Genomic DNA, 26,328 nt, shown 5'->3' on the forward strand with positions numbered 1-26,328 from the left:
GTTTTGGTCCTTTCAGGATTTGGGTGGGATGCCAGACACCGTAGCGGCGCGCATGGCAGTGTTTTCGGCCCTCAGGGCCTCGTTTTCGCGGCGCAGGGCCGCAATCTCGTGGTGCGTCTCATCAATGGTGAGGCGTCGTGGAATATGGCTGGGGCAATTCCAGTCGAACGCCTCGACGGTGATGAGCACCGCGCGCTCGGGGCGGGCCCGATAAGACGGGTCGAGGAGTTGATCCAGAATTTCAGGATTGTCAGGACCTTCGACCATGCGGGCGCGCCCCCACAGCTTCAGGCGGCGGCGATTGGGGTAGTCTACAAGGATCATCGACAGGCGATCGTTGCCGGACAGGTTCCCTGTGCTGATGTATTGCCGGTTACCGCGAAAATCCGCATACCCGAGCGTTCTGGATGACAACACCTTCAGGAAGCCGGTCGGACCTCCTCGAAACTGCACATAGGGCCATCCGGTCTGTGACACCGTCGCCTGATAGAACCCGTCACGCGCGGTGATGAAGTCGACCTCTTGGGCCCCCAGTTCATCGGGGGAGGTCTCGTCGCCAGACAGGAACCTGGTGTAGCCATCAGCAGAACCCATCCGGGATTGCTGTGACCGCACTGCAGGCGTAAAGGCGATGGTCGCAAAGGCGCGTGCCATGGCGTTTTCCTTTCGGATACTCATTAGTTTTTTTAAGCGGAAGGCCCGGTCGGGCTGTTTCTGATTGCGAATTTGCGCTTTGAACCGCGAATTGACAAACGACGATGTCTATCGCAGGGTTAGAAAAAATAAGTCATAGAGATGAACCGCAAAAATTATCCCCTGAACGCGTTGCGTGCCTTTGAAGCGGCGGCACGCCACCTCAGCTTTGTTGCTGCGGCCGAAGAGCTGTCCGTTACCCCGGCCGCGATCAGCCATCAGATCAAGAAGCTCGAGGACTTTCTCGGCGTCCCGCTTTTTCGCCGTAGGACGCGCGGGCTTGTCCTTGTCGAAGCGGGACAGCTCCTGGCCAAGGAACTGCACGGGGTGTTCGCAAACCTTGACCGTGCGATGGAGCACGTGATGGAGGCAGACAAAGGCGGCTCACTGGCCTTGACCGTCGCCCCCACATTCGCTGCGATGTGGTTGATCCCGCGGCTACAGAAATTCTACGCGCAACACCCGGCCATCGACGTCCGTATTTCTACGAGCTTGGGTCTGGTGGATTTTCAGCGGGACGATTTTGACGCCGCCATTCGGCTTGGCCACGGCCAATGGCCCGGCATCGAAGCCATCAAACTTTTCGACGAGTCCGTCATTCCCATGTGCAGCCCCGGGCTCTTGGAAGGTCCAAACGCAATTCGGACTCCGTCTGATCTCAGAAAACATGTTCTTCTGCACAATCACTCGATGGACTTCGACCCGAGCGCGCCAACATGGCAGACTTGGCTGGATGCAAGCGGCACAAGCGGCGTTGACGCGTCACACGGAATGCATTTCAGCCTGCCAGACCATGGGCTTCAGGCGGCGATTGATGGCGCTGGTGTGGTGCTTGGGTGGAGATTTCTTTCCGCCAAAGACGTGCAAGCCGGACGCGTGGTCGAGCTGTTCGATCTGGCAATTCCCCTCGGTTCAACCTTTTACCTTGTCTACCCCGAGGCACATTCCCGTCGACCGAATATTGTGGCACTTCGTAACTGGATGTTGCGAGAGCTACGAGGTTCTTGAAGGTCCGTTCGAGGTCCGGCAGGTCTTGTATTACCCGCCGCTGAGACGCGCTAAAACACAAGCTACCCCCGCAGCCAATGACAGTACTCTGCCTCCTGCAGGATACTCTTCGTTTGTCATTGGGCCACGATGTGGGCTCAAAGTGACCTTGCGGCGGTGCAGGGGAACCAAAGAGTTTGACGAGTTTTGAATGCCTGCTCAAACCGTTCTGCATCAGTTGGCACGCAACCGCAACGAACGGCCGCAATCCGCCCACGTTCAAAATTGCCATGTCTGCTGTGGTCGGGCTGTTCACCTTGGGGACACATGCGGCGACGGTCGGGGGCGAGCCAATACCTACCGGATGCTGCAGGCTGCTCGAATGACTGCTCTTGGTAGCTTCAAAAAACTCTGCTATGCGTATCGTACTCAGCAATAAAGGCAATGCGCGCTGCTGTTGAGATGAACGGAGCTTTCCGTTTGTGTTCCGGCCAGCCGCGCGAACCACAAGCTCCAGATTTTTGAAACGGGCGGCGCGCCGTCTTGTCCGAAAGGGTGCAAATGCTGAGAAACGATCAACTCGACCAATGGGACCGTGAATCCTTTTTTCATCCGTCCACCCACCTTGCACAACACGCACGGGGCGAAAGCCCAAACCGCGTGATCAAGACCGGGTCGGGCGTTCACATCGAGGACCGGGACGGCCAGCGATTGCTGGATGCTTTTGCGGGGCTTTATTGTGTGAATGTCGGCTATGGACGCAGCGAGATAGCGGAAGCGATTGCCCAACAGGCGCATGAGCTGGCCTATTACCATTCCTATGTTGGCCACGGCACTGAGGCGTCAATCACTCTGGCAAAGATGATCCTTGATCGTGCGCCCAAGGGTATGTCCAAGGTCTATTTCGGGCTCGGTGGTTCTGACGCCAACGAAACCAACGTCAAGCTGGTCTGGTATTACAACAATATCCTTGGCCGACCTCAGAAAAAGAAGATCATTTCGCGGTGGCGCGGCTATCATGGATCGGGACTGGTGACGGGGTCGCTTACGGGGTTGGAGCTGTTCCACAGGAAATTTGACTTGCCGGTTGAGCAGGTGATCCACACCGAAGCACCGTATTTTTTCCGCCGCAAAGACCGCGACCAGACCGAAGAGCAATTCGTTGCCCATTGCGTGGCGGAACTGGAAGCCCTGATCGCGCGTGAAGGCGCAGATACCATTGCGGCGTTCATCGGTGAGCCGATCCTTGGCACTGGCGGTATCGTTCCACCGCCTGCGGGCTATTGGGAGGCAATTCAGGCCGTCCTGCGCAAGCATGACATCCTGTTGATAGCGGATGAAGTTGTCACCGGCTTTGGCCGTCTCGGCACCATGTTCGGGTCCGATCACTATGGTATCACGCCAGATATCATCACCATCGCCAAGGGGCTGACCTCGGCTTATGCGCCGCTGTCCGGCTCCATCATTGGCGACAAAGTCTGGAAAGTGCTGGAGCAAGGCACCGATGAAAACGGCCCCATTGGTCACGGCTGGACCTATTCGGCCCACCCAATTGGGGCGGCGGCAGGCGTGGCAAACCTCAAGCTGATCGATGAACTTGGTTTGGTGGAAAACGCGGGCAAGGTTGGCGCCTATCTGAACCAAGCGATGCGTGACGCCCTGTCGGATCACCCGCATGTAGGCGAGGTGCGGGGAGACGGACTACTTTGTGCGGTTGAATTTGTGAAGGACAAGGACAGCAGCCTGTTCTTTGGTCCTGCTGACAAGATCGGGCCGCAGCTTTCGGCGAAGATGCTGGAGCAAAGCAAAGTCATTGCCCGCGCAATGCCTCAGGGAGATATCTTGGGCTTTGCGCCGCCGTTTTGTTTGACCAACGCCGACGCCGACGAAGTTGTCGCGGCGACGGTCAACGCGGTTGAGGCAGTCTTTGGTTAACAGCCGCCTCCGCGAACCGGACATTCATCCCGCAATTTCGAATGTCCGGTTTATTCCCGCACCCAGGACTTGCGCATACACCTGAACGAAAGTCCGCTTCGGGCTGGCAACAGACCTAAGACCACAGCGCGGCTAAGGTCGGCTGTGAGCCCAACATACCAAGTTTCTGCGATGTGGCGAATGTCGGCTTAAGGTGTCCGGGCGGCACTCACGATCTGCTTCATGTGGCGCATGTCGGTGCCGCAACACCCTCCCAAAACCTGAATTTGAGGAAAGCGCCGCCTGATATCAGACAACTGCCCACCCAACTCGGCCGGATTGCCGTCGTCCAGTTCTTCGGCGTTGTCCAGTTCTGCATGGCTGCAGCGTGACGCATTGGCAATGATACCTCGTACGCGCTGCATCCACGGTGCGTCTTCGAGGACACCCGAGAAATGCTCGGGATGTGCGCAGTTGATCATGTAGTAGGCTGCATAGCTATCAGTCGCACTATCGACCTCTGATATTGCATCTTCAAGCGAAGCGCCGGTTGGCAACCGCCCGTCTGTTTCCACAGTGAAAGAAATGACCACCGGAAGCGCAAACTCGCGGGCCGTCCTGACGATACCAATCGCCTCAGATGGGTACGCCAAAGTGTATCCGCTGATCACATCCACATCTGTGTCTGCCAGTACAGATACTTGCTCCGAATGATAGAGTTCCGCCTCATCCGCGCTCATTTGCGCATCTGGCGCGTATGCATCGTCGCGTGGTCCGATATTCGCACTGATGATTGTCGGAGCATGGTCGCTTGCTGAACGAACTGCCGCCATCATGGCGATAGCGTCTTGATTAAGCTGCTTAAGTTCGCCGAAGTCGTACCCAATTGCAGCTCCGCGGTCGCGGTTGGCCACCCATGTCGGGCTTTCAAGGATAACACCAGAATGCGTTTCCTTGCCCAAAGCGATCAGGTCTTTCAGATATCCCTCGATAAGCTTTCGACCCTCCGGGGTTTTCAAAAGCGGGTATGAAGCAAAGCCGGGCAAATCGACGCCCTGATTGAATATTAGGTCGGTTTCCATCCCGACGTAGGTCAAAAAAAGATCGGCATTGCTGGGAGGAAAAGTGTCTCGGTAGATTGTCATCGTCAGGGACCAGTCGCGTAAAATGTCCAAGGACCATAACAACCGGCGCTTCATGTGTCACTGATCCACACGTAAGAAGCGGCCATTGGCGCAGCCGCAGCGAATTCTCACTTTGTCCCGCTCTAAGGACCTCCACTCGCATCAGAACGAATGTCTGCTTCGGGCTGTTCGTGCCGAAGGTTTCTACAGGGAAAATCCGAAACGCCTTACACGACGCGGGCCAACAGATCCCTCAGGGTCGCTCTTTCGGTCTCCGAGATTGGCTCGAGGATGTCATTGATCACCTCGGCCACGGTCTGCATCAACTCCCCGACGATCTGCTCACCCTTCGGGGTCAGCGCGACGAGGCTCACGCGGCCATCTTCTGCTGAGGGCTCGCGCGTGACCAGCCCCTTGGTCTCCAGGGAGCGGATCATGCGCGTCATCTGGGATTTGTCGCGGGCCACGCGTTTGGTGAGGTCGTGCAGGCTGATCTGGCCGGTGTCGGCCAGGGTCATCAGGACAATGCCGCCGCCGGGGCCAACCGCCTCACGGTCGAAATCCGGCGCGCGCGCCTGCAGTCCAAACTGAATGGACCGCATGAGACGGTCGATGAGGAGGGCGAGGTTGATATCGGACATTTTGTTGACTAAGTCTACTTTCCGTTTTAGTGGACAATATCAACTTAACCGGCCGCGACGGGTGCGGCAATGGAAGGGATCAGAAAAATGACCGATATGCAGGGAAGGGCGCTGAAAGGTGCGGCGGTGCTGTGGATCATCTGGGGATTGGTGCACACGCTGGCCGGTGTGATGGTGCTGTTCAGTGACGCGACAGGCGGGTTTCAGGCGATTGCCGATGCGGTCGAACCGGCGGCGCTTGAAGCGGAATACCACGCGGCCGTCGGAGGCGTCCTGAACCAGCACGGGTGGAACCTTGGCTGGTTCGGCATCGCAACGATCCTTGGCGGTATCCTGATCTGGCGCGCGAACACCACGGCGATCTGGGTGACCGGCATGGTTGGCGGGTTGGCGGATGTCGGCTATCTGCTGTTCGTGGATTTCCCCGGATACGTGAACTTTGTCCCCGGCACTGTGATGACCTTCATTTCGGCCTCTGCCATCGGTTTGAGTTTCTGGGTGTGGTTTGCCAATGGGCGCGGGCGGCTTTGAGCGATCGCATTGCGCGGTGGCCTGTTGAGGCAGGCCTGCCGCTGTGCCTTGAGTAACCTGAGCGGCCTAGTCTTGCCCCCATTGTGCGACCATCTGGGGTGTGAACCAGGTGCTGCCGACGCCGGGGGTGTTGGCGGGGTTGATTTCCGGCAAGGGCTCTTCGCTGTTTGCGTTGAAGTTCAGTTCGATCTGGATGCCGTTGGGATCATAGAGGAAAAGCTGGACCAGTGAGAGCGACGGGACGCTGCGTTCGCGGTATTCGACACCGAGGCGGGCGCAGCGGTCGCGGGTTTCCTGAAAGCCATGCGCCGAGAAAGCGAGGTGGTCGATGACGCCGGTGCCTTCGGGGATCGACCCGTCGTCGTTCAGGGCCACGTCATCGGTATACAGGTGCAGCGGGACCTCGCCCTGGGAGGTGTTCAGTTTCAGCCAGAATCCCGGGAAGTCAAACGGCGGGCGCGGCGCTTCCTCCATGCCCAGAACTTCCTTGTAGAACCGCACGGACGCCTTGGGCTTCTGGGTCTTGAATGAGATGTGAAACAGGCTGGTCACTTGCATGAGACGGTCCTTTTTATGGCGGGGCGCAGCCCGTGGGTGACGCAATATGCAAAGCATATCGGAGTGCCGGTTCGGGCGCTCTTGCGCAGTTTGCCTATATTTTGGACTGTATGAAGCCGCGCGCCGCATGTTTGCGTCAGAATGACAAATGTGCGCTGCGGATGTGAAAGCGATCTGCGTTTGCCTGCAAGACAGGCGCTGCGCGGGGGGCGATCAGGCCGGGTCGGCAGGGCCGGGGCTGGCGGCGGCCTTGGCAAAGGCATCGGCGAGGGCCTTGACCCGGCGGGGCTGCGCACGCGCCGGGGGGAACATCATCTGCAAGGGAACGGCGGGGGCCTGGTAGGTCTTGAGAAGCTCGATCAACCGGCCCGCGTTCAGGTCTGCGCGCACGTCCAGTTCCGATTTGAGAATGATGCCTTCGCCGTTCAGCGCCCATTGCCGGATCAGCGAGCCGTCGTTGACCACTTTGTTGCCGCGCACTGAAACCACCTGCTGTGCCTTGCCCTTGCCAAAGCGCCACAGGTTGTCGAGCGTTTCGCCAAAGCGCATGATCAGGCAGTTGTGGCCGGAGAGCGCATCCGGCGATTGCGGCGTGCCGTGGGCGTCGAGATAAGACGGGGCGGCGCAGACAATGCGGGGAAAGGCGCCAAGTTTGCGGGTGCGCAGGGTGCTGTCGGCAATTTCGCCGAACCGCAGCGCGATGTCGAAGCCTTGCCGGACGATGTCGACATAGCCATCGGACAGGCTCAGTTCGACCTGAATGTCGGGATGCGCGGCGGTGAAGGCGTCGATCACGCGGGAGGCGAAGGCGCGCCCCAGATCCACCGGAGAGCTGATGCGGATCGGACCGGCCAGCTTTTGCGCGCCGAAACGGATGCGGGAATCGAGCTCGGCGACCTCGGCGAGCAGCGATTTGGCCCCTTCGAGCAGCGCGCGCCCTTCATCGGTCAGACTCAGCGAGCGGGTTGTGCGGTTCATCAGCACCACGCCGTAATGCGCTTCCAGAGCGGCGAGCCGTTCGGATACGGTTGTAGTGGACAGTCCCAGTTCGCGCGCGGCGGCGACGAGGCTGCCTTTTTCGGCTATGGTGGCAAAGAGGCGGATATTGTCGATCAGCATTGTGCGGCTCCCCCGGATTATCATTCCGACGAGACGGTATTTAACCGGAAAAAGCAATCCTTTAAGCGTTTTGAAACCGCCAAGGACATCCAAAGGACCCTGCCCATGTCGACACTGACCATCGTCGCGACCATCATGGCGAACGCCGACAAGATTGATCTGGTGCAGGCGGAGCTGGAAAAGCTGATCGAGATCACCCGCGCCGAAGAAGGCTGCATCGCCTATGATCTGCACCGGGACAACGACAATCCGGCGCATTTCATGTTCTATGAGATCTGGGAGAGCCGCGCGCTGTGGCAGGCCCACATGAACGCGCCGCATCTGGCGGCCTATATGGAAGCCACAGAAGGCGCCGTTGCCGCGTTCACGCTGAACGAGATGACGCTAATCGCCTGAACCATCCGGCGCGCGGGGGATCCCGGCCCGCCGATCTTACATTTGCCCCTACCTTGAGAAGGCTTAATCCCATGAAAGCAGTTGGTTACAAGAACATCGGTCCCATTGATGGCGCGGGCGCGCTGAGCGATGTCGAGATTGACAAGCCCGTCGCAGAAGGCCGGGACATTCTGGTCCGCGTCGAGGCGGTTTCGGTCAATCCGGTGGACACCAAGGTGCGTCAGCGCGCGCAGCCCGAAGCCGGGGCGTTCGGTATCCTGGGTTGGGATGCGGTGGGCGAGGTCGTCGAGGTCGGCGCGGAGGTTCAGGATTTCAAACCGGGTGATCGGGTCTGGTACGCCGGGGCGATCAACCGGACCGGCACCAACGCCGAATACCACTGCGTCGATGAGCGGATTGTCGGCCACGCGCCGAAATCCATTTCGGCCGCTGCGGCGGCTGCGCTGCCGCTGACCGCGCTGACCGCCTATGAGATGCTGTTTGATCGGCTGGAGGTCGAACGCCCGGTGCCCGGTGGCGACGCGGCGGTGATGATCATCGGCGGGGCAGGTGGCGTGGGGTCCATCGCGATCCAGCTGCTGCGCGCCATGACCGGTCTGACGATCATCGCCACCGCCTCGCGCAGCGAAACGCAGGATTGGGTGAAGGCGCTTGGGGCGCATCACGTGGTGGACCACAGCGCCGAGCTTGCGCCGCAGATCGCCGCGCTGGAGACATCCGCGCCGAGCTATGTCTTCTCGACCAACTACTCTGACCGTTACGTGGGGCAGCTTGCGGAGTTCATTGCACCGCAGGGCCGGTTTGGTCTGATCGACGATCCGGAGTCCTTTGACATCCTGCCGCTCAAGCGCAAATCGGTCTCGCTGCACTGGGAGCTGATGTTCACGCGCTCGCTGTTCGGCACGGCGGATATTTCCCGTCAGGGCGTCATCCTGAACAAGGTTGCGGAGATGGTGGATGCGGGCGAGATTAAATCCACGGTCACCGAGAGCCTTGGCGTGATCAACGCGGCCAACCTGACCCGCGCGCATACGCTGCTGGAAAGCGGCAAGGCGAAAGGGAAGATCGTTCTGGAAGGGTTCTGAGGTGGCCGTCGTCCGGCTTGACCACGTCAACATCCAGACCGGCAATCTGGAGGTGATGATCGACTGGTACGGATCGGTTCTGGGGCTGACACAAGGCCCGCGCCCGGATTTCCCGTTTCCCGGCGCGTGGCTTTACGCGGGCAAACACCCGGTGATCCATCTGGTTGGCATGGCGGACCAGAACGCAGTCGGGTCCGAAGCGACGCTGAAGCTGGAGCATTTCGCCTTTGCGGCAACGGACCTGGCCGGATTTGAAAGGGCGTTGGACCGTCTCGGGGTGCCGAGGCACCGCATTGATCTGAAAGCCGCGGCGCTTGTGCAGTACCATTTGCGTGATCCGGACGGCAACCACGTGCATGTGGACTTCGAAGAGGACGAGGCCTGAGTGGCCATCTGAACAGAGGCAAAGCGATCTGCGCCGAAACAAGGACGCCCCCGCTCCGGTTGGAGCAGGGGCGTTTTTGCTGTCTTTGAGCAGGCCCGGCTTACTTCAGGCCCATGCAGTTGGCGTAGTAGGTCACCGTTGCGGGCCAGTCGGAGAAGATCCCTTCGACACCTACGTCCATTGCCAGCGCGTCGATGTACTCATACATCACGCCGTCGCTCTTGGTGATGTCCGAGATGGACTTGTAGTACCAGCCGCCGCCGTTCGAGAGCGGGCCGGAGCGTTCGATGGTCCATGTGATGATCTTCAGATCGGCGGCCTTGGCCTGTTTTGCCAGCTCGGAAGCGACAATTTTGTCGCCGTCCAGCGTGACAAGCATCCACGTGGGCGGGGCGATGTAGTTCACACCCATGGCCTTGAGCTCTTCCATGGTGTTCGGCCAAGTGGTGGCGTCCATGGGGGAGTAGCCGTCGAGGTTGTACTCATCCATCAGGTAGACCGCCTGCGCGCCAAACGCCGGCTCGGCCTTGATCCAGTAGAGGACGTCATCAAGGTTGAAGGACTGCAGCCAGACGTCGGAGGCGGGGATGCCGGCGGCCTTGTACTCGTCCACGAGTTTCTGGGCGTAGTCTTCCTGGGTGAAGCCGTTGAAGGGCATGTCAACCGACGGGCTCTTGAGCTCGGGGGTGAACTTGGCGCCGAGCGATTGGAACAGGGCGATGGATTCTGCATGGGTCATGAGCGTGGTCGGCTCCGCCGCATACAGATCGGTGCGCCAGCCTGCGGTGCCGTCCATGTAGCCTTCCGCCGTGGTGGCGGATTTGTTGGCGGCGTCCATCTTGGGAGTGAGCGTGCGATACTCGGCCAGGGTGATCTCGGAGGTGCGGCACTCGGCGGCGGCCTTGGCCTCGCCTTCTGCCGGGGTGAAGGGCATCACGCAGGTCTCGGCCAGCGGGGTGGCGAGGATGTTGGTGGTGGTGTGCAGATCGTTCTGGGCGTGACGGCAGACCAGCTCCAGATCCTTGGTGAAGGTCACGTCACATTCCAGAATGCCCGCACCCATGCGCGCGGCGGCAACGTTGGATTCAACGGTGTGTTCGGGGAACATCATCGGCGCGCCCCGGTGGCCGATGGAAAAGAGCGATTGCGCGGCATCCTGAGCGGCGCAGGATTGCAGCTTGTCCTTGAGCGGGCCGTCGGCCATGCGGTCGATCAGGTAGAGCGGGCGGGGGCCGTAATCGATCCGGTCGACAGATTGCGCAAAGGCAGGGGCAGAGGCGAGCAGAGCGGCGGTCACGAGGGTGAGACTGCGGAACATTGTGTTTCCTTCGGTTGACTATGCGCGCCGAAATCGCAGGGCCGGGTAACTGGCGCGTGACGGCAATCGAAAGGTTTTGTGACAGGGCTTGGGGGCAGGACCCGGTCAGTTTGGGTGTGCTCCGGAGCATACCAGACGAACAACGCGGGCCAAGAAGGCCGGCGTTTTATCGCGCTATTGCGTGATGATTTCAGGTCCCATGAACGTATTTGGCAGGAACGTTGACAGGAATGGCACATAGGTGACCACGATCAGAAAGACGAACAGCACCGCAAGGAATGGAAGGGCCGCACGCACCACGCTCATCATGGGCATACCGGCCACACCCGAGGTGACGAAGAGGTTCAGACCAACCGGCGGCGTGATCATGCCGATCTCCATGTTGACCACCATGATGATGCCAAGGTGGATCGGGTCGATCCCCAGTTCGATGGCAATCGGGAACACCAGCGGCGCCACGATGACCAACAGCCCCGAGGGTTCCATAAACTGACCGCCGATCAGCAGGATGATGTTGACCACGATCAGGAACATCACCGGACCGAAACCCGCTGACAACATGGCATTGGCCACCTGCTGCGGGATTTGCTCGTCCGTCAGAACATGCTTGAGGATCAAGGCGTTCGCGATCACGAACAGCAAGGTTACGGTCAGTTTGCCTGCATCAAACAGAGTCTTCTGCGTGTCCGGGTGAACAATCGCCGTGATCAGCGTCCATGGCTTCTGGCGCAGCGGTGTCGGATCGCCCAGTAGCGCATTTTCAACCATCGCCGCGGATGACAGGCTTTTTGCGCGTGGCGCAGCCAGCGGGCCCATGTCCTTGTAGATGAAGGTCGCTATGAAGAAGGCATAGACCGCCGCAACAGCCGCCGCTTCGGTTGGCGTAAAGATACCACCGTAGATGCCGCCCAGAATAATGACGATCAGGAACAGGCCCCAACCGGCTTCGCGGCCTGCGGCGAACACTTCGCTCCAGCCTTGCCATTCCCCTTTCGGCAGGTTTTTCACCTTGGCGATGACATAGATCGTCACCATCAGCATGAAACCGGCCAACAGACCCGGAATGACGCCCGCAAGGAACATTCGGCCGACGGAAACCTCGACCGAGGCCGCATAGACCACCATCACGATGGATGGCGGGATCAGGATGCCCAGCGTGCCCGCGTTGCAAATCACACCGGCGGCGAATTCCTTGGAATAGCCGACCTGGCGCATGCCCGCGATCACGATGGTCCCGATGGCGACCACGGTGGCCGGGCTCGACCCGGACAGGGCGGCAAAGAGCATACAGGCAAACACGCCCGCAATGGCCAGACCGCCGGGGAAATGACCGACGCAGGCAATCGAAAACCGGATGATCCGCCGCGCCACACCGCCGGTCGTCATGAAGGACGACGCGAGGATGAAGAACGGGATTGCGAGCAAGGTAAAATGCCCCTCGAAAGCCGCGAAAAGCGTCTGCGCAACAGAAGCCAGCGAGCTGTCAGAGAACCACAGAAGGAACAGAACCGACGACATGCCGAGTGACACGGCAATTGGAACACCGATCAGCAAAAAACCGATGACCATTGCAAAGAGAAGAACAACTTCCATTATTTTGCCTCCGCATTCTGGGCTTCAAGCTCGGCGAGCTCTTCTTCGACCTCATGGCTGGCCACAAGGCGGTCCATCGTGCCGTTGAGAATGGCAAAAATGGACTGTGCAAAGCGCACAAGGATCAGCGCGCCGGACAGGGGAAGGACGAAATAAGGGAGAAAGCGCGGGATCTTTTCGTAGGACTCGCCCTCGTTAAAGACGTCTTTCATCCAGGCCAAAACGCCGGGCATGGGGATGTCATTGGTTTCGTACCAGCCCTTTGCGCGAAACTTCTCTTCGAAGCCCAGCGGAAACCAGCGGCCTTCGGTGGCGGGCAGGTTGGCAAAGTTCGCCCAGTAATCCCACGACCCTTTCATCATGAGAAATGCAAAGCCGAGGCACACTGCGGCTGCGGCAAGCGCCATGATTTTGCGCGGACCGCGGTCAAGCATGTTCACGATCAGGTCCACCCCCAGATGGGCCCCTTTCTTGACGGCGTATGCTGCACCCAGCAGCACCAGCCAGGCGAACAGGAAAACTGTCATTTCAAGAGCCCAAAGTATGTTGGAGTTGAACATGTAGCGGGCCACTACGTTCGCGAAGGTCAAGGCTGTCATCAGCCCGAGGATCACCGCGATCAGTTTTTCTTCGATTTGGTCCACAAAGGACGCCTGCGTTGTCATGGGTCTGATCCTCCCTGAATGAGATCACGAATGGGGGTTGGGCACTGACCGCGCCCAACCGGAGGCCGCATCAGAAGCCGGCGTTGATCCGAACGGCTGCGTCGATTGCGTCCTGTCCAATGTCGTCCGAGAACTGGTCCCAAACGGGCTGCATCGCCGTGACCCAGGCTTCGCGTTCTTCTTCGGTCAGGGTGCGGATGACACCGCCTGCATCGAGGATCGCCTGGCGGTTCTTCTGATTGACCGCGTAGGATTCCGCGTTCCGCGTCTCGGTGACTTCGTTCAGGATCGTCAGGAACTGGTTGCGGACGTCCGCGTCCAGGCTGTCCAGCCAGTCAGAGGACGCAACCACAAGATAGTCGATGATGCCGTGGTTGGTTTCGGTGACCCCGTCCTGCACCTCAAAGAACTTCTTGCCATAGATGTTGGACCAGACGTTTTCCTGACCGTCCACAACCCCTTGCTGAAGCGCGCCGTACACTTCCGAGAAGGCCATCTTTTGCGGGGTGCCGCCAATCGCTTCCATCTGCGCCACCAGCACATCCGAAGACATGACGCGGAACTTCAACCCTTGTGCATCCGCAGGGGTGATCAGGGACACATTGGCCGACATCTGTTTCATGCCGTTGTGCCAATACCCCAAGCCCTGCAACCCGCGGCGCTGCATGCTGTCCAGCAGGTCCTGACCGGCGCCCGATGCCTGAAACGCGTCCACGGCGTCGATGTTCTTGAACAGGAACGGCAGGTCGAAGATGCGGAATTTCTTGGTGAATTTCTCGAACTTGGACAAAGACGGCGCGGCCAGGTGCACGTCGCCTTGCAAAAGCGCTTCGAGAACCTTGTCGTCGTTATACAGTGTCGAGTTCGGGAAAACCTCCATGCAGGCTTTGCCGTCCATCTCGTCGTTGATGCGCTGTTCCAACAAGGATGCAGCAATGCCCTTCGGGTGCTTGTCCGTGTTGGTGACGTGACTGAACTTGATGACCGTTTCACCGGGGTCGCAGGCCGCAAATGCAGCGCCTGCGGTGAGCGTCATTGCCACTGTCAAAGCGGTAAGTTTCGTAAGCTTCATTCTCGTATCCTCCCATTGGGTCGCAGCCGAAAGCCATTCGTCAGACTCGGCCTCGATGAGACGATACAGAGATTTTTGCTGGTCACTCTTCGGCAGTATTGATCACTACAACCGAAAGATTGGCCGGGACAAATCTGCTATCACTATGGAACGGGTTCCGCTTCGCAAAGGACAGCGCTTCATGTTCGAAAATTTTGAAAGTCTGACACTGGACGTCGGCGCGCAACAGATTTTCGTGCGGCACAGTCGCGACGGCGGGTCCAAGCCTGCGCTTTTGCTGCTGCATGGCTATCCGCAGACTTCGGCGATGTGGCATGCCGTTGCGCCGCTCCTGACGGATCGGTTCCATGTCATCTGTCCGGATTTGCGCGGCTATGGCCGCTCTTCGAAACCGGCCTCCGATCCGCTGCACATACCCTATTCCAAGCGTGAAATGGCCAAGGACATGGTGGCTGTGGCGGAGCAGCTGGGACACCAGACCTTTTATGTCGGCGCTCATGACCGGGGCGCGCGTGTCGCGCATCGCATGGGGCTTGATCACCCGGACAGGGTTCTGGCGATGACCCTGCTGGACATTGCCCCCACGCGGGAGATGTATGAAAACGCCGGCTCGAAATTCGCAACCACGTATTGGCACTGGTATTTTCTGATTCAGAAGCACCCGATGCCCGAGCAGATCATCGGCAACGACCCGTCCGGCTTCTGGAAGGCGAAATGCTTCAACCAGGCCCGGGGCGAAAACCCTTTTACCGATGCGGCGCTGGAGGAATACCTTTCGTGCTTTGGCTCCCCCGAAGCGATCCACGCCACATGTGAGGATTACCGGGCTGCCGCAACGATCGATATTGACCATGACAACGACGACAATGGCTTGAAATTGCAACAGCCTTTGCTGGTCCTTTGGGCCCGGCGCGGTGTGATCGAAAGCTGTTTTGACGCGCTTTCACTCTGGCAGGACCGGGCCGCCGATGTACGCGGCGAAGCGGTCGATGCCACGCATTACATGGCCGAGGAAATACCCGAGGAAATCGCGCAGCGCATGCGCGCCTTTTTCCAGAGCCAGACAAAAACCAAGGATGCAGCGGAATGACACGAACACTCTACGACAAGCTGGTGGATGCGCACAAAGTGTGCGACTTGCCCGACGGCGATATGCTGGTCTATGTCGATTTTCACATCATGAATGAATACACCAGCCCGCAGGCGTTTTCCGGGTTGGACCACAAGGGTTTGAAGGTCTGGCGGCCCGAAGCGCATCTGTCCGTCGTCGACCACGTGAACGCCACCCGCCAGCGCGACCCGCATGATGATGCATCGAAACTGCTGATCGACAACCTCGAGAACAACTGCAAAAAGCACAACATCGCGTTCTACGGGCTTGGCGATCCGCGACAGGGCATTGAGCATGTTGTTGTTCCTGAACAGGGGCTGGTTGCGCCGGGCATGTTGATTGCATGTGGCGACAGCCACACCACGACCTATGGGGCCTATGGCGCGCTTGGGTTCGGGATCGGCACGTCAGAGGTGGAACACGTGCTAGCGACCCAGACCCTGCGTTACAAACGCCTGAAAACCATGTTGGTGACTGTCGACGGGGCGTTGGCACCCGGGGTGACTGCCAAAGACATCATCATGAAAGTGGTGCAGGTCGTCGGTGCGGGCGGCGCAAATGGCTATGCCGTCGAGTTCGCGGGTTCCGCCATTCGCGATCAGGATATGTCGGGCCGCATGACCATCTGCAACATGGCGGTTGAGCTGGGCGCTCGGGCAGCGCTGATTGCCGCCGACGAAAAGACGCTGGAAAAGATCAAGGGCCACGCGCATAGCGCAAGCATCGACTTTGGCGGGACAGAATGGCGCTCCGACGACGGCGCGGTGCATGATCAGACTTTTGACATCGCGGCAGAAGACATTGCGCCGCTCGTGAGCTGGGGCACCAGCCCGGACCAGTCCGTTCCGATTGACGGGCTTGTCCCGACGGCGGCAGACACGGCGACGCCAAAGTCCAAGGCCGCGCTTGAACGCGCGCTGGATTACATGGGGCTTTCGGCTGGGCAGCCTGTTCAGGATATTGCCATCGACAGCGCCTTTATCGGGTCCTGCACCAACAGCCGTATCGAAGATCTGCGCGCTGCGGCGGCGGTTCTGAAAGGCCAGAAAGTGGCAACTGGCGTGACCGCCATTGTCGTTCCCGGCTCGACCTTCACGCGCCTGCAGGCGGAACGGGAAGGTATCGACAAGGTCTTTATTGACGCGGGTTTTGACTGGCGTCCGGAAAGCGGCTGCTCGATGTGCCTCGCCATGAACGATGACATCGCGATGGATGGCGAACGCATCGCCTCTTCAACCAACCGCAATTTCGAAGGCCGACAGGGGCGCGGCGCACGAACCCATTTGATGAGTCCGGCCATGGTGGCTGCGGCCGCGGTAAAGGGCCATCTGGCCGATGTGCGCGAATTTCAAACCGAAGGAGCCGAGTAATGCCGGATCAGGTCACAGGATTGATGGCGGCCTTCCCGCAGCCCAATGTCGATACCGATGTCATCATGCCGAAACGGTTCCTGATCACCATCACCCGCGAGGGGCTGGCGGATGGAACCCTCGCCGATTTGCGGTTTGACGAAGACAACAACAAACGTCCGGACTTCGTTCTGAACCAGGCACCCTGGACGGAGGCGTCCATCCTTGTTGTCGGTGACAATTTCGGGTGCGGGTCCAGCCGTGAACACGCGGTTTGGGGCTTGATGCAGCTGGGCATCAAGGGTGTCATCGGAACCGGATTTGCCGGGATCTTCTATGACAACGCCCGCAAGAACGGGTTGGCGCTGCCGATTGTCAGCCCCGAGGTGCGGGACGCATTGATACAGATCGCGCGCGATCCGAACGCCGGGGCGTGCAGCATCGACATCACCAATCGTCAGATTTCAGTCGGGACCCAGACCCATTCCTTCGACATGGATGACGCGACACGGGGGGCGCTTCTGGAAGGGCGGGACGACACCTTGGATTCCCTCAAGCTTGCCGAGTCCATACGCGCCCATGAACGCACTCTGACCGAGAAGATGCGGGTCAGCGTTATCCAATAGGTGCGGGGATGGAGCTGAGACAACTTCAATGCTTTGTGGCGGTTGCCGAGGAACTCCACTTTCGCAAGGCCGGAGAGCGCCTTGGTTTAAGCCAACCGGCGCTTTCCGAACGGATCTCTTCGCTCGAACACGAACTCGGATTTCCCCTGTTTTTCCGAACCACCCGGCAGGTGAGTCTGACACAGGCCGGCTCGGAATTTCTCAAGGATGCGCAACGCATCCTCGCCGATATCGACAAATCGGTCTCGCATGTGCGCCATGTGGCGGACAGTGGGCTGAAGGCGTTGCGGGTCAGCGGTGTCGACGAGGCGCTTTCCCTGCTGTTTCCGCCCGCCTTGATCGCGTTTCGCAAGCACCATCCGAACGTGCATATCGAATTGCTCGAGATATCATCCTCTGATTATCACACCCAGGAACTAATCAATCACCGGACAGATATTGCTTTTGTGCGCAATCCACCTGACGACGAATTTCTGTCGTCCGAATATCTGTCCAGCCAATCAGCGGTGGTTGTTGTGCCGGATGGCAACCCCTTGTCGGAGAAAGACGCGGTTTCCGTCGAGGATATCAAGGATTTCCCTCTCATCGGATTTCCCAAACGCTCGCGGCCGATCCTTCACGAGATGTTGTGGAGCAGCTTTCGCAAACGCGGTCTGCAGCCGGATATTGTCTGTGAAGTCATTGACAAATCGACGATGTTGCAGCTGGTCGCGCACGGCATAGGCATTGCCCTGATACCGGCCTGGGTCCAAACATTATCGCCCAAAGGGCTGAAGTTTGTTCCTTACCGGGAAAGCGTTCAAAGAATTGACCTCTATATTTCTTATCGAACCAAGGGAAATGCCAGGGAAGTGCAGGCCTTTATCGATGCTGTGAAGCAGGCCAGTGAACAGATATCACGGTTTTGAGCCGTCATGCGCTTGGTGAACCTGAAATTTCCCTTGGACCGCGTCAACAGCAGAGCAAGTCCCGCCTTGGCAACACTCTGCATTTGCAGCCTTGGTAATATGAGCTCCAAGCCGCCTTGCGGCGGCGCGGCAGCGCGTCTGCGGCGAAATCACATCTGACGCCGTTGGCCAGACGACCGCAGGCAGATCAAGGCAGGTTCGGCCTCGTTTTCTAAGTTTTGGGCTTCGCACGGTGATCTAGGGCGGGACGTGTGGATTCGCTGCGATCGCAGCCATCATGGCCCACGCCAAGAACAGCAGACATTCCATTCAATGGTAATGGCCAGTGTGGGCCGTGAGCGTGCTGTCTCCATCTTCGTCTGCAGATCAATTTTTCGGAAGAAATTGGTGGCGGTCAGGGTCCAACTTCTCAATCAAGTTTCCGACGTCGCTGCAGGCAAACCGCCAATCATTGATCGACAAAAAACTCTTGAGTGTATGCACATTTCGTTCACTGACGTGACAATCATAGCTTGATTGTCAGCCCATATCTGCACGGCAAACAAATGGCGCAGGCCGAGTCATTTCCCATCACGAATTATGAAATGCGGATGCTGGTCTTCGCGTTAAAGTGCACGCCCTATTCAAAGTCAGCCGTTGTGGTCTTTCATGCCGTGCAGCAATGCATCGCGAACCTCGGGACTGAGACCGGGTTCACCTTGGTCGCGACGCTTTTTATCGATCGAGTCCAACCGCGCCTGCATGTCTGCCTCGGTTAGTACTGGATGACGGGCACGATGGGCGAGTTCGACGATAAAATGAAGCTTGCCCGGCAATGGGCGATCATAGGACTCAATGCGAGCGTTGTATTTCGGTTCATCTGGGGAAGGAGTCTTGTAGCTCAATGAAAAATGTTTTGTATCTAGCTGGCATTTCTCTACTTCGGAGATACGGCAATATCCCGACGGCCAAGGCGCCCATGGCGACTGAATCATGACCAAAATATACGGGGTGCCCTTCGGGTTTGGGTCACCATCGGGTGTGTCATAGGGTAAAGACTTCCAAATGATGTCATTGCCTCCAAAGGGGCACTCGATCTTTGTGTGTGGCCATTTTAGCCAAGGATAGCCGCCTTTTGTATAGGGCGGGCCCATTGGTTTCCCGTTGGTTTTCAGCGCGATAGAAACACTCTTGTCGATCACCGGATTGGCTGAATTCAGAAACGCTTCAATCTTGAAAACAGCAACAGTCAAACGTTTGGCATGCGCAGTGACGCGCGGTTCGTGAATGCTTCCCTTCCAAGCCGTTGCCAAAAGGATCAGCCCCTTGAGCTGAGTGCCCAAAACCCAGCGGAATGTTTCGGCGATCTGGCCGCCAAGGATCTGCTCCCCAATGTCTTTTGCCTTGATATAGATCGATTCCCCGCTCCAAAGACCGCCTCGCATCTGGAATTCCGGGGCCTCAAATTTTGGATCAAAGCCGAACCATTCGATGGGGTCGGGTTGGGCACCAGAAACAATCGCGGCCTCAATGACTTTGGCCTGAACCTCAAGCAACCCTGTCATTCCGCTATGCTCGGGCAAAAAGATGTCCTGAACTTCCGCAAGAAGCTCGCTGATCTCATGAGGGTTTAAAGCGCCCTCAGGGTTCGACAGTTCTCTTGCCGCCTCATCGATGAGATCCTGATCTCCGGACACCAATCCCGAGAGCGCCTCAGCATAGGTAGCGAATTTTTCATCTATTTTGCTAGCGGGGTTCCGGAAACTGCGCAGAATGCTCTGTGTTTCCTCGTCAGCGATGGCGTACTCCACGCCCTTGATCGCAGTTTGCACCTTGTGGATGCTGTCCTGAACATCTGAGATTTGGCCTTGAATGACATGCAGCCGATCCATGATTGCATTGAAATACTCAGCCTGTTTGTCCGCTTCGCTCCATCCAAACGCATCCAGAATGGGGCCACTGACAAGACTGCCGACACCCTCATGGACAACGCTATCCGCAACGGCTTCAATCAGTTTTTGAGTTGCGCGTCGCTCAAACTCATCAGTGCTCATTGCGGCTACTCCATAAGCGCGCTCTGCACCCTTGATAGTTCCGGCGTAGCAGTTCCTCAACCTTGTTGACCAAATGATCTGTAATGCGTCGGAGGACATGGGTGAACAAGGCTTGGGGCACACTGTTGCCGATGCTGCGCGATCAGCGCGTCTGCGTCGGGGAAACGGCACCTCAGCGAGCTACACTACGATAAACGGCAGCAATGGGCCGATGGCAGATTTGGCTGAGTCTGAAAACTAAATCTCCTTAGGCAGTTCTCTTGCATCATTCTCAGCGAGACGTTCGGCAAGTTCCTTTCCCTTCGCCAAAGTCTCATAAAACTCCTGAGCCTCAATATCGGTATGAAAATCCGCGTCAGGGGCCAAACGCTGCACTGCTTCTTCGACCTCGGCTAGGGTCACTCGAAAGAGCTCCTTACGCATATTTGTTGCGTTAATCCGTTGGTCGGCAAACTCAGTGTGCAAGGCCGCTTCAAGTGCAGGTGCCTCTTCGGAGTAAATCATCGCATGTGTATCGAACAAAAACGGCACTGACGCATTGGTGTTTCCATGACTGATCCTCCGATCCGCCATGCCCTCCCACAACGACAGCCCGACGTTGACCACGGCAACATATCACACAATTCTGCATGGCCTCCGAGGCCGGCTTTGAGCCCAGACGAACAGTTTCTGCGTTGTGCACGAACTAGCGCAATCCGATACAAATCCGACATTCAAGCTCGTAGGGCTTACCAAAAGAACACCCTCCGTTTTTTGTTGATCAAAGTGCTTTTCCGGTTTTTCCGTCGGACTGAAGTTCATCATGCCAAGCGAGATTTTTCTCCTCGCCCGTTGGTCAATCGCCCACAGTTTGGAGTAGCGGATGTTGGGTAAGATGTTGCCATACCCGTTCAGCGTGCTCTGTCCGGGGGTCGGCGAGCCGAACCATGCGGACGATCAGGGGCTGCTTGGGCAGTATGCTGTCGAGCCGCACCAGGTTGCCTTGCGTCAGGTGGTCACCAACCAGGGACTGGGGGAGCCAGGCGATACCGATACCAGTCAACGCCAATTGCACCATGGCTAGGGTCAGGGCCGTTTCCGCAATGGTCGTGATCGCTGTGCCTGTCGGCAATTGCGGGTTGACGCGTTGGGCAAAGACCTGGCCCAGAAACACCTCGGACGGATAGCCGATGACTGGAAGCACCGGATCGGAGGCTTTCGCGCGGATGCCCGGGGTGGAAACCGGGACCAGAATGTCGGCTCCAAGGTCCACCGACTCGAACGCATTCCCGGGTTCGAGGGGGGCGTCATCGGGAAGCGCATACATGATCGCGAATTCGACCTCTTTCGAGATCAGGTGCATCAGGCATTCGTCCTGATTGCCCGAACGCACCCGAACCGTGGCCTCGCCTTCCGGTGACAAGGCGCGCACCACCTGAGGGGACACGGTGGTCGTCAATGCGTGTTGACAGACAAACGCCACTGATCTCGCGGCCTTTTCACCGGCGGTCTGCATTTGATGGCGCAGCTTGTGCAGACGGGCGCTGAGGTCGCGGAAATCAGGTTCCAACGCCTCGATCCCGGACATAAGGGTGACCGGTTTGCGGCGACGATCAAACAAGGTGACACCGACATTGTCCTCGATCAGACGCACTCGCCGGGTAAAGGCGGACTGGGTGAGCAATCGCCTCTCGGCCGCGCGCGCAAGCGAGCCACCGTCGAGCACAGCCAAAATGTCATCGATCCACTCAAGTCGCATGGGGGTGACATAGGGCAAGTCGCAGTAATATGCAAATTACGCAACTTATGCGTCCAATTTCGCATTAGGAAAGGCCTTTTTCCGGAGGTAAATTGAAGAAAATCGCAATTAGGAGTCCTCTTATGCATCTTGCTCGTTTTCCTCGCCTGCACCTCGCCCACCTGCCGACACCTTTGGAGCCGATGAAGCGGCTGTCCAAGGAGCTTGGCTGCGAAATCTGGATCAAACGCGACGACTGCACTGGCATGTCGACCGGCGGCAACAAGACCCGCAAGCTGGAGTTCCTGATGGCCGAAGCCGAGGCGCAGGGTGCCGACATGGTGATGACGCAAGGGGCAACCCAGACCAATCATGGTCGCCAGACCGCCGCCTTCGCCGCCAAGCTGGGATTAGATTGCCATATCCTGCTTGAAGACCGGACCGGATATCAGGATGGAAACTACAACCACAATGGCAATGTTCTTCTGGATCACCTGCATGGCGCCACGACCGAGAAATTCCCGGGCGGCCACAATATGGTGGAAGAGATGGAAAAGGCCGCTGAGAAAAAGCGCGCCGAAGGGCGCAACGTCTACGTTATCCCCGGTGGCGGCTCGAACCCGACCGGGGCGCTTGGCTACGTAAACGCAGCCTTTGAGCTTCTGTCCCAGGCCAATGACCGCGGTTTGCGGATCGACCGGCTGGTTCATGCTACCGGGTCGTCGGGTACGCAGGCGGGATTGGTCACAGGCATGTGCGCGATGAATTCTCTGGTTCCGGTTCTGGGCATCGGCACGCGGGCACCGCAACCCAAGCAGGAACAGATGGTTTACGATCTTGCCTGCAAAACCGCCGAAAAGCTGGGCTGCGCCGGTGTGGTCAAGCGCGAGGACGTGATGGCCAACACCGATTACGTTGGTGAAGGTTATGGGCTGCCAACCGAAAGCGGGATCGAGGCGATCCGGATGTTTGCCGAGCTGGAAGGCATCCTTCTGGATCCGTGCTATTCGGCCAAGGGCGCAGCGGGGTTGATCGACCTCGCGCGCAAGGGCGAGTTCAAGGATCAGCGCGTGGTGTTCCTGCACACCGGTGGCGCGGCGGCCCTGGGCGGTTACGATTTTGCCTTTGACAATGCGAACCGCTGGGTGAACCTCTAACTCATGAGCCTACAGCGCCCAATTGGCATTCTTGGCGGGATGGGGCCGGAGGCCACCATCCTGCTCCAGCGCAAGCTGCTGGAGGCAGTACCGGCGCGCGATGACAGCGACCATATCCCTTTGCTGATCGACATGAATACGCAGGTACCATCACGGATCGCGCACCTGATCGAGGGGACGGGCACGGATCCGGGGCCGACGCTTGCCGATATGGCGCGGCGTCTTGAGACGGCTGGTGCCGTGGCGCTGGCAATGCCATGCAACACCGCGCATCACTACGCTGGCGCAATCGCCGAGGCGGTCGATATCCCGCTTTTGAACATGGTCGAATTGGCGGCGGATCACGCGGCCAGAGCACTCGGGCCGGGGGGATGTGTCGGCATGCTGGCCTCGCCCGCAGTGCGGCGCACGCAGCTTTTCGAAAAGGCGCTGTCGGCGCGGGGGCTTTTGGTCACCTGGCCCGCCAAGGACGCCCCCATGCTGGCCGCGATCCGCGCGATCAAGATAGAAGGCCGGTGCGACATGGCGCGTGACACGCTTCTGGCGGCCTCGCAAGAGGTTGCCGCTGCCGGGGCCGGCCTGCAATTTGTTGCCTGTTCCGAGTTTTCACTGATTGCCGACAGCGTGGCACAGGGTGCCAATGCCGTTGATACGGTCGATTTGCTGGTGCAGGCGATTATCGCAAAAACACAGTCGGATCGCGACTAGATTACCTTAAAAGGACATCCCATGACCCAGATTGAACGCTTGCACAGCACCGGCCGGATGAGCCGGATCGTGATCCACGGTGACACCATCTATCTCTGCGGACAGGTTGGCAACGCGGAGTCCAGCGTCGCAGATCAGACCCGCGAAACCCTTGCCAAGATCGAGGGTCTTCTGGCCGAGGCAGGCTCGGACAAGACCAAGATCCTGCAGGCAACGATCTGGCTGGCCTCGATGGAGGATTTTGCTGAAATGAACGCGGTTTGGGACAACTGGGTTGTGCCCGGAACCGAACCCGCCCGAGCCTGCGGCGAGGCCGCGTTGGCGCGGCCCGAACTCAAGGTCGAGATCATCATCACCGCCGCCCGCTAGAGCGTTTTTGAACCAACCTGAATTGGGCCATCGGAAATGTCCCGAGAATGCCGACGACATGGCAGGTATTTCCGATTCAAAATGTTCGAAAACGCCAAAGCATCAGCACGCAAAAACCGATCTGTTACAGCAGATCCCACAGCTTGCGTGCGGTCGTATCAAAGGCCTCGGGGTTTGACAGGGCAGAGATCGTCAATGTGGTACTCCAGCTGTCGTCTCCAACCGGCACCAGCACCCCATTGGCAAGTTCGGCCGAAATCGCGGTTTCGGGCATCCAAGCAAATCCGCTGCCTTTCAACAGCCGTCGCTTGATCGTTTCGACCAATCCATCGACATAGATTGTCTCGGCATTCAGCATGTGCCGCTCGATGGTGTTCTCGACCACCATACCCAGGAACGATGACCGCTCATATGCCAGATGCGGAATCGGCGGGCCTTCTGACTTGCCAAGGTTCCATCCGTTGGCTCGGGTAGGTCCGGTGGCGGCGACGGGGATCAGCCGGTCTGCCAGCAGGTCCTTTCGCTCAAACGCTGCCTCGTCGATCATTGGCGAAACCGAGTGGTGATAATAACATAGCATAACGTCAACGGCCCCTTCGACCAGTAGTTCGCAGCAGGTGCTGAGGGAATCAGACACCACCCGCGTACGTAGTTCCGGGATTTGCAGTTGCAGTTCTTCTATTCGCGCTGCGAGATAATTGACGGAAATGGTGTGCAGCACCGAAAACCGGATGAACCGGCTGTCGCCACGATCCGCATCGCGCAGCGATTGGCGGGTCTCGGACAGTTGGGAAATTGCCGCCAATGCCACCGGCAGAAACTGTTTTCCGGCGTCGGTCAGCTGCACCGGATAAGTGGCGCGATTGACCAAGGGCAATCCAACCCAGTTTTCCAAGGCCTTGATCCTACGGCTGAAAGCCGATTGCGTAATGTTCCGCTCGTCTGAAGCCCTGGTAAAGTTCAGGGTCCGGGCAAGGCATTCAAAATCACGGAGCCAATTCAAATCCACCGGGTAACCCCACCTGTCCATTGGTCGTGGCGAGCGTAGTTAAAACTATGCACAAATGGAATAGTTTGATGAAATGTTCGAATTGGCCCGCGGGAATCCCTTTGATCTAGACTTTCAGACAGGAATCGGCGGACCGGCACTGTGCCGGACCTCTGTCCAGGATCCTGGCGCGTATGATGGCCTCCCCGCCACTGGCGCGATTCATGGATAACTGAATGAACAACAGACCGACGTCGGAATACGACGCATCTCAACAGAGGAGACTACCCATGAGAACCAAACTGAAAACACTCGGCCTGGCAGCCGCGGTCAGCGTCTTTGCGATGCCCGCGCTCGCGGCTGAAGAGGTCAAGATCGGCGTGCCGTCCTGGACCGGCGCACAAGCCATCGCCCACCTTCTGGGTGCCGTGGTCGAAATGCGCATCGGTGGTAAGGTTGAATATGTGCCGGGCAACAACGCCACGATTTTCCAGGCGATGGACCAGGGCAAGGGTGACATCGACGTGCACCCCGATGTCTGGCTGCCCAACCAGGAGAGCTTTACCAAGAAATACGTTGACGGTGCCGGCACCGTGACTCTGTCGTCCAACCCTTATGAAGGTAACCAGGGATTCTGCGTCAGCCAGGATTTCGGCAACAAGATGAACATTACCGATATCGCCGATCTGGGTCGCCCGGACGTCGCCGCGGCGATGGACAGTGATGGCAATGGCAAGGGTGAAATGTGGATCGGCGCGCCGGGCTGGGCCTCGGCCAACGTGAACGAGGTCAAGACCCGCGACTATGGCCTTTTGGATTTCATCGATCCGATCCGCGCCGAGGAAAGCGTCAAGACCGCACGCATCAAGGACAGCATCGCCAAGGGCGAAGGCTATGCGTTCTACTGCTATAAACCGCACGCGGTTTGGTACATGTTCGACGTCAAAATGTTGACCGAGCCGACTTTCGATCCGGCCAATTACGTGATGGTGCAGCCGTCGGATGACCCCGATTGGTACAACCAATCCAGAGTTGCCACCAAGGACGCGCTGAAGAACGTGCAGATTGCATGGTCGAACTCGCTTGAAGGTCGCTCTCCTGCGATTGCGGAATTCTTTGCCAACTTCGCGCTGACAGCCGACGACGTTTCGGGTTTCGCTTACGAAATCAGCGGCAAAGGCCGGGATCCGGCAGAAGTTGCCCGTGAATGGGTAGAAGCCAACCCCGACCGCGTTGACGCCTGGCTGGGCCTGTAATCCGGCCCCGTAAACCCATGCCGAC

General features: G+C 58.4%; 27 protein-coding genes. 14 read left to right on the forward strand and 13 right to left on the reverse strand.

Features of this window, described 5'->3' with window-relative positions:
* Positions 1 to 12: 12 nt before the first annotated feature.
* Positions 13 to 654, reverse strand: coding sequence for a pyridoxamine 5'-phosphate oxidase family protein (locus E4662_RS13855; protein ID WP_136442192.1), 642 nt, complete (start codon positions 652 to 654; stop codon positions 13 to 15).
* Between the two features lie 141 nt (positions 655 to 795).
* Between E4662_RS13855 and gcvA the strand changes: the two genes are divergently transcribed.
* Together gcvA and E4662_RS13865 are read left to right on the forward strand one after the other, a co-directional pair.
* Positions 796 to 1,701: a transcriptional regulator GcvA gene (gene gcvA, locus E4662_RS13860; RefSeq protein ID WP_136442193.1), complete on the forward strand. Its 906-nt coding sequence runs from the start codon at positions 796 to 798 to the stop codon at positions 1,699 to 1,701.
* A gap of 540 nt (positions 1,702 to 2,241) precedes the next feature.
* The gene (locus tag E4662_RS13865; RefSeq protein WP_136442194.1) at positions 2,242 to 3,615 is read left to right on the forward strand and encodes an aspartate aminotransferase family protein; all 1,374 of its coding nucleotides are present in this window, start codon (positions 2,242 to 2,244) and stop codon (positions 3,613 to 3,615) included.
* A 188-nt stretch (positions 3,616 to 3,803) separates the two neighbouring features.
* Here the strand turns inward: E4662_RS13865 and E4662_RS13870 are convergent, their stop codons facing one another.
* Both E4662_RS13870 and E4662_RS13875 read right to left on the reverse strand, forming a co-directional pair.
* Complete coding sequence (locus E4662_RS13870) at positions 3,804 to 4,793, reverse strand: homocysteine S-methyltransferase family protein (RefSeq protein ID WP_240705197.1); 990 nt, start codon at positions 4,791 to 4,793, stop codon at positions 3,804 to 3,806.
* A 152-nt stretch (positions 4,794 to 4,945) separates the two neighbouring features.
* On the reverse strand, positions 4,946 to 5,359 hold the full coding sequence (locus tag E4662_RS13875; protein WP_136442196.1) for a MarR family winged helix-turn-helix transcriptional regulator: 414 nt from the start codon (positions 5,357 to 5,359) through the stop codon (positions 4,946 to 4,948).
* A gap of 87 nt (positions 5,360 to 5,446) precedes the next feature.
* Between E4662_RS13875 and E4662_RS13880 the strand changes: the two genes are divergently transcribed.
* Entirely contained in the window at positions 5,447 to 5,890 is a 444-nt protein-coding gene (locus E4662_RS13880) for a hypothetical protein (RefSeq protein ID WP_136442197.1), read from the forward strand.
* Between the two features lie 66 nt (positions 5,891 to 5,956).
* Here E4662_RS13880 and E4662_RS13885 read toward each other — a convergent pair whose 3' ends face one another.
* Positions 5,957 to 6,448: a VOC family protein gene (locus tag E4662_RS13885; protein WP_168797979.1), complete on the reverse strand. Its 492-nt coding sequence runs from the start codon at positions 6,446 to 6,448 to the stop codon at positions 5,957 to 5,959.
* A 213-nt stretch (positions 6,449 to 6,661) separates the two neighbouring features.
* Entirely contained in the window at positions 6,662 to 7,567 is a 906-nt protein-coding gene (locus E4662_RS13890) for a LysR family transcriptional regulator (RefSeq protein WP_136442199.1), read from the reverse strand.
* Positions 7,568 to 7,672: 105 nt separating this feature from the next.
* On the opposite strand from E4662_RS13890, the gene E4662_RS13895 reads away from it, so the two are divergent.
* From E4662_RS13895 to E4662_RS13905, 3 genes are all read left to right on the forward strand, one after another.
* Entirely contained in the window at positions 7,673 to 7,963 is a 291-nt protein-coding gene (locus E4662_RS13895) for a putative quinol monooxygenase (RefSeq protein ID WP_136442200.1), read from the forward strand.
* A gap of 71 nt (positions 7,964 to 8,034) precedes the next feature.
* On the forward strand, positions 8,035 to 9,048 hold the full coding sequence (locus E4662_RS13900; protein ID WP_136442201.1) for a zinc-binding alcohol dehydrogenase family protein: 1,014 nt from the start codon (positions 8,035 to 8,037) through the stop codon (positions 9,046 to 9,048).
* A 1-nt stretch (position 9,049) separates the two neighbouring features.
* Positions 9,050 to 9,433, forward strand: a complete 384-nt coding sequence (locus E4662_RS13905) for a VOC family protein (RefSeq protein WP_136442202.1) — start codon at positions 9,050 to 9,052, stop codon at positions 9,431 to 9,433.
* 100 nt (positions 9,434 to 9,533) lie between these two features.
* Here the strand turns inward: E4662_RS13905 and E4662_RS13910 are convergent, their stop codons facing one another.
* The 4 genes from E4662_RS13910 to E4662_RS13925 form a co-directional block, all read right to left on the reverse strand.
* Positions 9,534 to 10,751 (reverse strand): glycerophosphodiester phosphodiesterase family protein, encoded by a 1,218-nt coding sequence (locus E4662_RS13910; RefSeq protein ID WP_136442203.1) that lies wholly within the window; start codon positions 10,749 to 10,751, stop codon positions 9,534 to 9,536.
* 174 nt (positions 10,752 to 10,925) lie between these two features.
* Positions 10,926 to 12,344 carry a TRAP transporter large permease gene (locus E4662_RS13915; RefSeq protein ID WP_136442204.1) on the reverse strand — a complete coding sequence of 473 codons (1,419 nt, stop codon included), beginning with the start codon at positions 12,342 to 12,344 and terminating at the stop codon, positions 10,926 to 10,928.
* Entirely contained in the window at positions 12,344 to 13,009 is a 666-nt protein-coding gene (locus E4662_RS13920) for a TRAP transporter small permease (RefSeq protein WP_136442205.1), read from the reverse strand. Before E4662_RS13920 ends, E4662_RS13915 begins: the two co-directional genes overlap by 1 nt.
* 70 nt (positions 13,010 to 13,079) lie before the next feature.
* Positions 13,080 to 14,081: a DctP family TRAP transporter solute-binding subunit gene (locus E4662_RS13925; protein ID WP_136442206.1), complete on the reverse strand. Its 1,002-nt coding sequence runs from the start codon at positions 14,079 to 14,081 to the stop codon at positions 13,080 to 13,082.
* Positions 14,082 to 14,262: 181 nt separating this feature from the next.
* On the opposite strand from E4662_RS13925, the gene E4662_RS13930 reads away from it, so the two are divergent.
* Genes E4662_RS13930 through E4662_RS13945 form a run of 4 tightly spaced genes read left to right on the forward strand, consistent with a single transcriptional unit; the run spans position 14,263 to position 18,075 of the window.
* The gene (locus E4662_RS13930) at positions 14,263 to 15,171 is read left to right on the forward strand and encodes an alpha/beta fold hydrolase (protein ID WP_136442207.1); all 909 of its coding nucleotides are present in this window, start codon (positions 14,263 to 14,265) and stop codon (positions 15,169 to 15,171) included.
* The gene (leuC, locus tag E4662_RS13935; RefSeq protein ID WP_136442208.1) at positions 15,168 to 16,562 is read left to right on the forward strand and encodes a 3-isopropylmalate dehydratase large subunit; all 1,395 of its coding nucleotides are present in this window, start codon (positions 15,168 to 15,170) and stop codon (positions 16,560 to 16,562) included. Before E4662_RS13930 ends, leuC begins: the two co-directional genes overlap by 4 nt.
* Positions 16,562 to 17,167, forward strand: a complete 606-nt coding sequence (gene leuD / locus E4662_RS13940; protein WP_136442209.1) for a 3-isopropylmalate dehydratase small subunit — start codon at positions 16,562 to 16,564, stop codon at positions 17,165 to 17,167. Before leuC ends, leuD begins: the two co-directional genes overlap by 1 nt.
* Before the next feature lie 8 nt (positions 17,168 to 17,175).
* Positions 17,176 to 18,075 (forward strand): LysR family transcriptional regulator, encoded by a 900-nt coding sequence (locus tag E4662_RS13945; protein ID WP_136442210.1) that lies wholly within the window; start codon positions 17,176 to 17,178, stop codon positions 18,073 to 18,075.
* A gap of 629 nt (positions 18,076 to 18,704) precedes the next feature.
* Here E4662_RS13945 and E4662_RS13950 read toward each other — a convergent pair.
* The 3 genes from E4662_RS13950 to E4662_RS13960 form a co-directional block, all read right to left on the reverse strand.
* A complete protein-coding gene (locus E4662_RS13950; protein ID WP_136442211.1) occupies positions 18,705 to 20,108 on the reverse strand; it encodes a hypothetical protein in 1,404 nt (467 codons plus the stop codon).
* Between the two features lie 237 nt (positions 20,109 to 20,345).
* A complete protein-coding gene (locus tag E4662_RS13955; RefSeq protein WP_240705198.1) occupies positions 20,346 to 20,714 on the reverse strand; it encodes a GIY-YIG nuclease family protein in 369 nt (122 codons plus the stop codon).
* A gap of 229 nt (positions 20,715 to 20,943) precedes the next feature.
* Positions 20,944 to 21,846: a LysR family transcriptional regulator gene (locus E4662_RS13960; RefSeq protein ID WP_136442212.1), complete on the reverse strand. Its 903-nt coding sequence runs from the start codon at positions 21,844 to 21,846 to the stop codon at positions 20,944 to 20,946.
* A gap of 122 nt (positions 21,847 to 21,968) precedes the next feature.
* Here E4662_RS13960 and cuyA point away from each other — a divergent pair, with 122 nt between their 5' ends.
* Genes cuyA through E4662_RS13975 form a run of 3 tightly spaced genes read left to right on the forward strand, consistent with a single transcriptional unit; the run spans position 21,969 to position 24,059 of the window.
* Positions 21,969 to 22,982, forward strand: a complete 1,014-nt coding sequence (cuyA, locus tag E4662_RS13965; protein WP_136442213.1) for a D-cysteate sulfo-lyase — start codon at positions 21,969 to 21,971, stop codon at positions 22,980 to 22,982.
* 3 nt (positions 22,983 to 22,985) lie between these two features.
* A complete protein-coding gene (gene cuyB / locus E4662_RS13970) occupies positions 22,986 to 23,690 on the forward strand; it encodes a cysteate racemase (protein WP_136442214.1) in 705 nt (234 codons plus the stop codon).
* A gap of 21 nt (positions 23,691 to 23,711) precedes the next feature.
* The gene (locus E4662_RS13975; protein WP_136442215.1) at positions 23,712 to 24,059 is read left to right on the forward strand and encodes a RidA family protein; all 348 of its coding nucleotides are present in this window, start codon (positions 23,712 to 23,714) and stop codon (positions 24,057 to 24,059) included.
* A gap of 124 nt (positions 24,060 to 24,183) precedes the next feature.
* Here the strand turns inward: E4662_RS13975 and E4662_RS13980 are convergent, their stop codons facing one another.
* Complete coding sequence (locus E4662_RS13980; protein WP_240705199.1) at positions 24,184 to 25,089, reverse strand: LysR family transcriptional regulator; 906 nt, start codon at positions 25,087 to 25,089, stop codon at positions 24,184 to 24,186.
* A 248-nt stretch (positions 25,090 to 25,337) separates the two neighbouring features.
* On the opposite strand from E4662_RS13980, the gene E4662_RS13985 reads away from it, so the two are divergent.
* Positions 25,338 to 26,303, forward strand: coding sequence for an ABC transporter substrate-binding protein (locus E4662_RS13985; RefSeq protein WP_136442217.1), 966 nt, complete (start codon positions 25,338 to 25,340; stop codon positions 26,301 to 26,303).
* Positions 26,304 to 26,328 lie beyond the last annotated feature (25 nt).

The organism is Pacificoceanicola onchidii (assembly GCF_004804335.1).
GTDB lineage: Bacteria > Pseudomonadota > Alphaproteobacteria > Rhodobacterales > Rhodobacteraceae > Pacificoceanicola > Pacificoceanicola onchidii.

Coding starts and splice junctions, on each gene's coding strand:
- E4662_RS13855 (WP_136442192.1), bottom strand. CDS start 654: ATGGCACGCGCCTTTGCGACCATCGCCTTTACGCCTGCAGTGCGGTCA.
- gcvA (WP_136442193.1), top strand. CDS start 796: ATGAACCGCAAAAATTATCCCCTGAACGCGTTGCGTGCCTTTGAAGCG.
- E4662_RS13865 (WP_136442194.1), top strand. CDS start 2,242: ATGCTGAGAAACGATCAACTCGACCAATGGGACCGTGAATCCTTTTTT.
- E4662_RS13870 (WP_240705197.1), bottom strand. CDS start 4,793: ATGAAGCGCCGGTTGTTATGGTCCTTGGACATTTTACGCGACTGGTCC.
- E4662_RS13875 (WP_136442196.1), bottom strand. CDS start 5,359: ATGTCCGATATCAACCTCGCCCTCCTCATCGACCGTCTCATGCGGTCC.
- E4662_RS13880 (WP_136442197.1), top strand. CDS start 5,447: ATGACCGATATGCAGGGAAGGGCGCTGAAAGGTGCGGCGGTGCTGTGG.
- E4662_RS13885 (WP_168797979.1), bottom strand. CDS start 6,448: ATGCAAGTGACCAGCCTGTTTCACATCTCATTCAAGACCCAGAAGCCC.
- E4662_RS13890 (WP_136442199.1), bottom strand. CDS start 7,567: ATGCTGATCGACAATATCCGCCTCTTTGCCACCATAGCCGAAAAAGGC.
- E4662_RS13895 (WP_136442200.1), top strand. CDS start 7,673: ATGTCGACACTGACCATCGTCGCGACCATCATGGCGAACGCCGACAAG.
- E4662_RS13900 (WP_136442201.1), top strand. CDS start 8,035: ATGAAAGCAGTTGGTTACAAGAACATCGGTCCCATTGATGGCGCGGGC.
- E4662_RS13910 (WP_136442203.1), bottom strand. CDS start 10,751: ATGTTCCGCAGTCTCACCCTCGTGACCGCCGCTCTGCTCGCCTCTGCC.
- E4662_RS13915 (WP_136442204.1), bottom strand. CDS start 12,344: ATGGAAGTTGTTCTTCTCTTTGCAATGGTCATCGGTTTTTTGCTGATC.
- E4662_RS13920 (WP_136442205.1), bottom strand. CDS start 13,009: ATGACAACGCAGGCGTCCTTTGTGGACCAAATCGAAGAAAAACTGATC.
- E4662_RS13925 (WP_136442206.1), bottom strand. CDS start 14,081: ATGAAGCTTACGAAACTTACCGCTTTGACAGTGGCAATGACGCTCACC.
- E4662_RS13930 (WP_136442207.1), top strand. CDS start 14,263: ATGTTCGAAAATTTTGAAAGTCTGACACTGGACGTCGGCGCGCAACAG.
- leuC (WP_136442208.1), top strand. CDS start 15,168: ATGACACGAACACTCTACGACAAGCTGGTGGATGCGCACAAAGTGTGC.
- leuD (WP_136442209.1), top strand. CDS start 16,562: ATGCCGGATCAGGTCACAGGATTGATGGCGGCCTTCCCGCAGCCCAAT.
- E4662_RS13945 (WP_136442210.1), top strand. CDS start 17,176: ATGGAGCTGAGACAACTTCAATGCTTTGTGGCGGTTGCCGAGGAACTC.
- E4662_RS13950 (WP_136442211.1), bottom strand. CDS start 20,108: ATGAGCACTGATGAGTTTGAGCGACGCGCAACTCAAAAACTGATTGAA.
- E4662_RS13960 (WP_136442212.1), bottom strand. CDS start 21,846: ATGCGACTTGAGTGGATCGATGACATTTTGGCTGTGCTCGACGGTGGC.
- cuyA (WP_136442213.1), top strand. CDS start 21,969: ATGCATCTTGCTCGTTTTCCTCGCCTGCACCTCGCCCACCTGCCGACA.
- cuyB (WP_136442214.1), top strand. CDS start 22,986: ATGAGCCTACAGCGCCCAATTGGCATTCTTGGCGGGATGGGGCCGGAG.
- E4662_RS13975 (WP_136442215.1), top strand. CDS start 23,712: ATGACCCAGATTGAACGCTTGCACAGCACCGGCCGGATGAGCCGGATC.
- E4662_RS13980 (WP_240705199.1), bottom strand. CDS start 25,089: ATGGACAGGTGGGGTTACCCGGTGGATTTGAATTGGCTCCGTGATTTT.
- E4662_RS13985 (WP_136442217.1), top strand. CDS start 25,338: ATGAGAACCAAACTGAAAACACTCGGCCTGGCAGCCGCGGTCAGCGTC.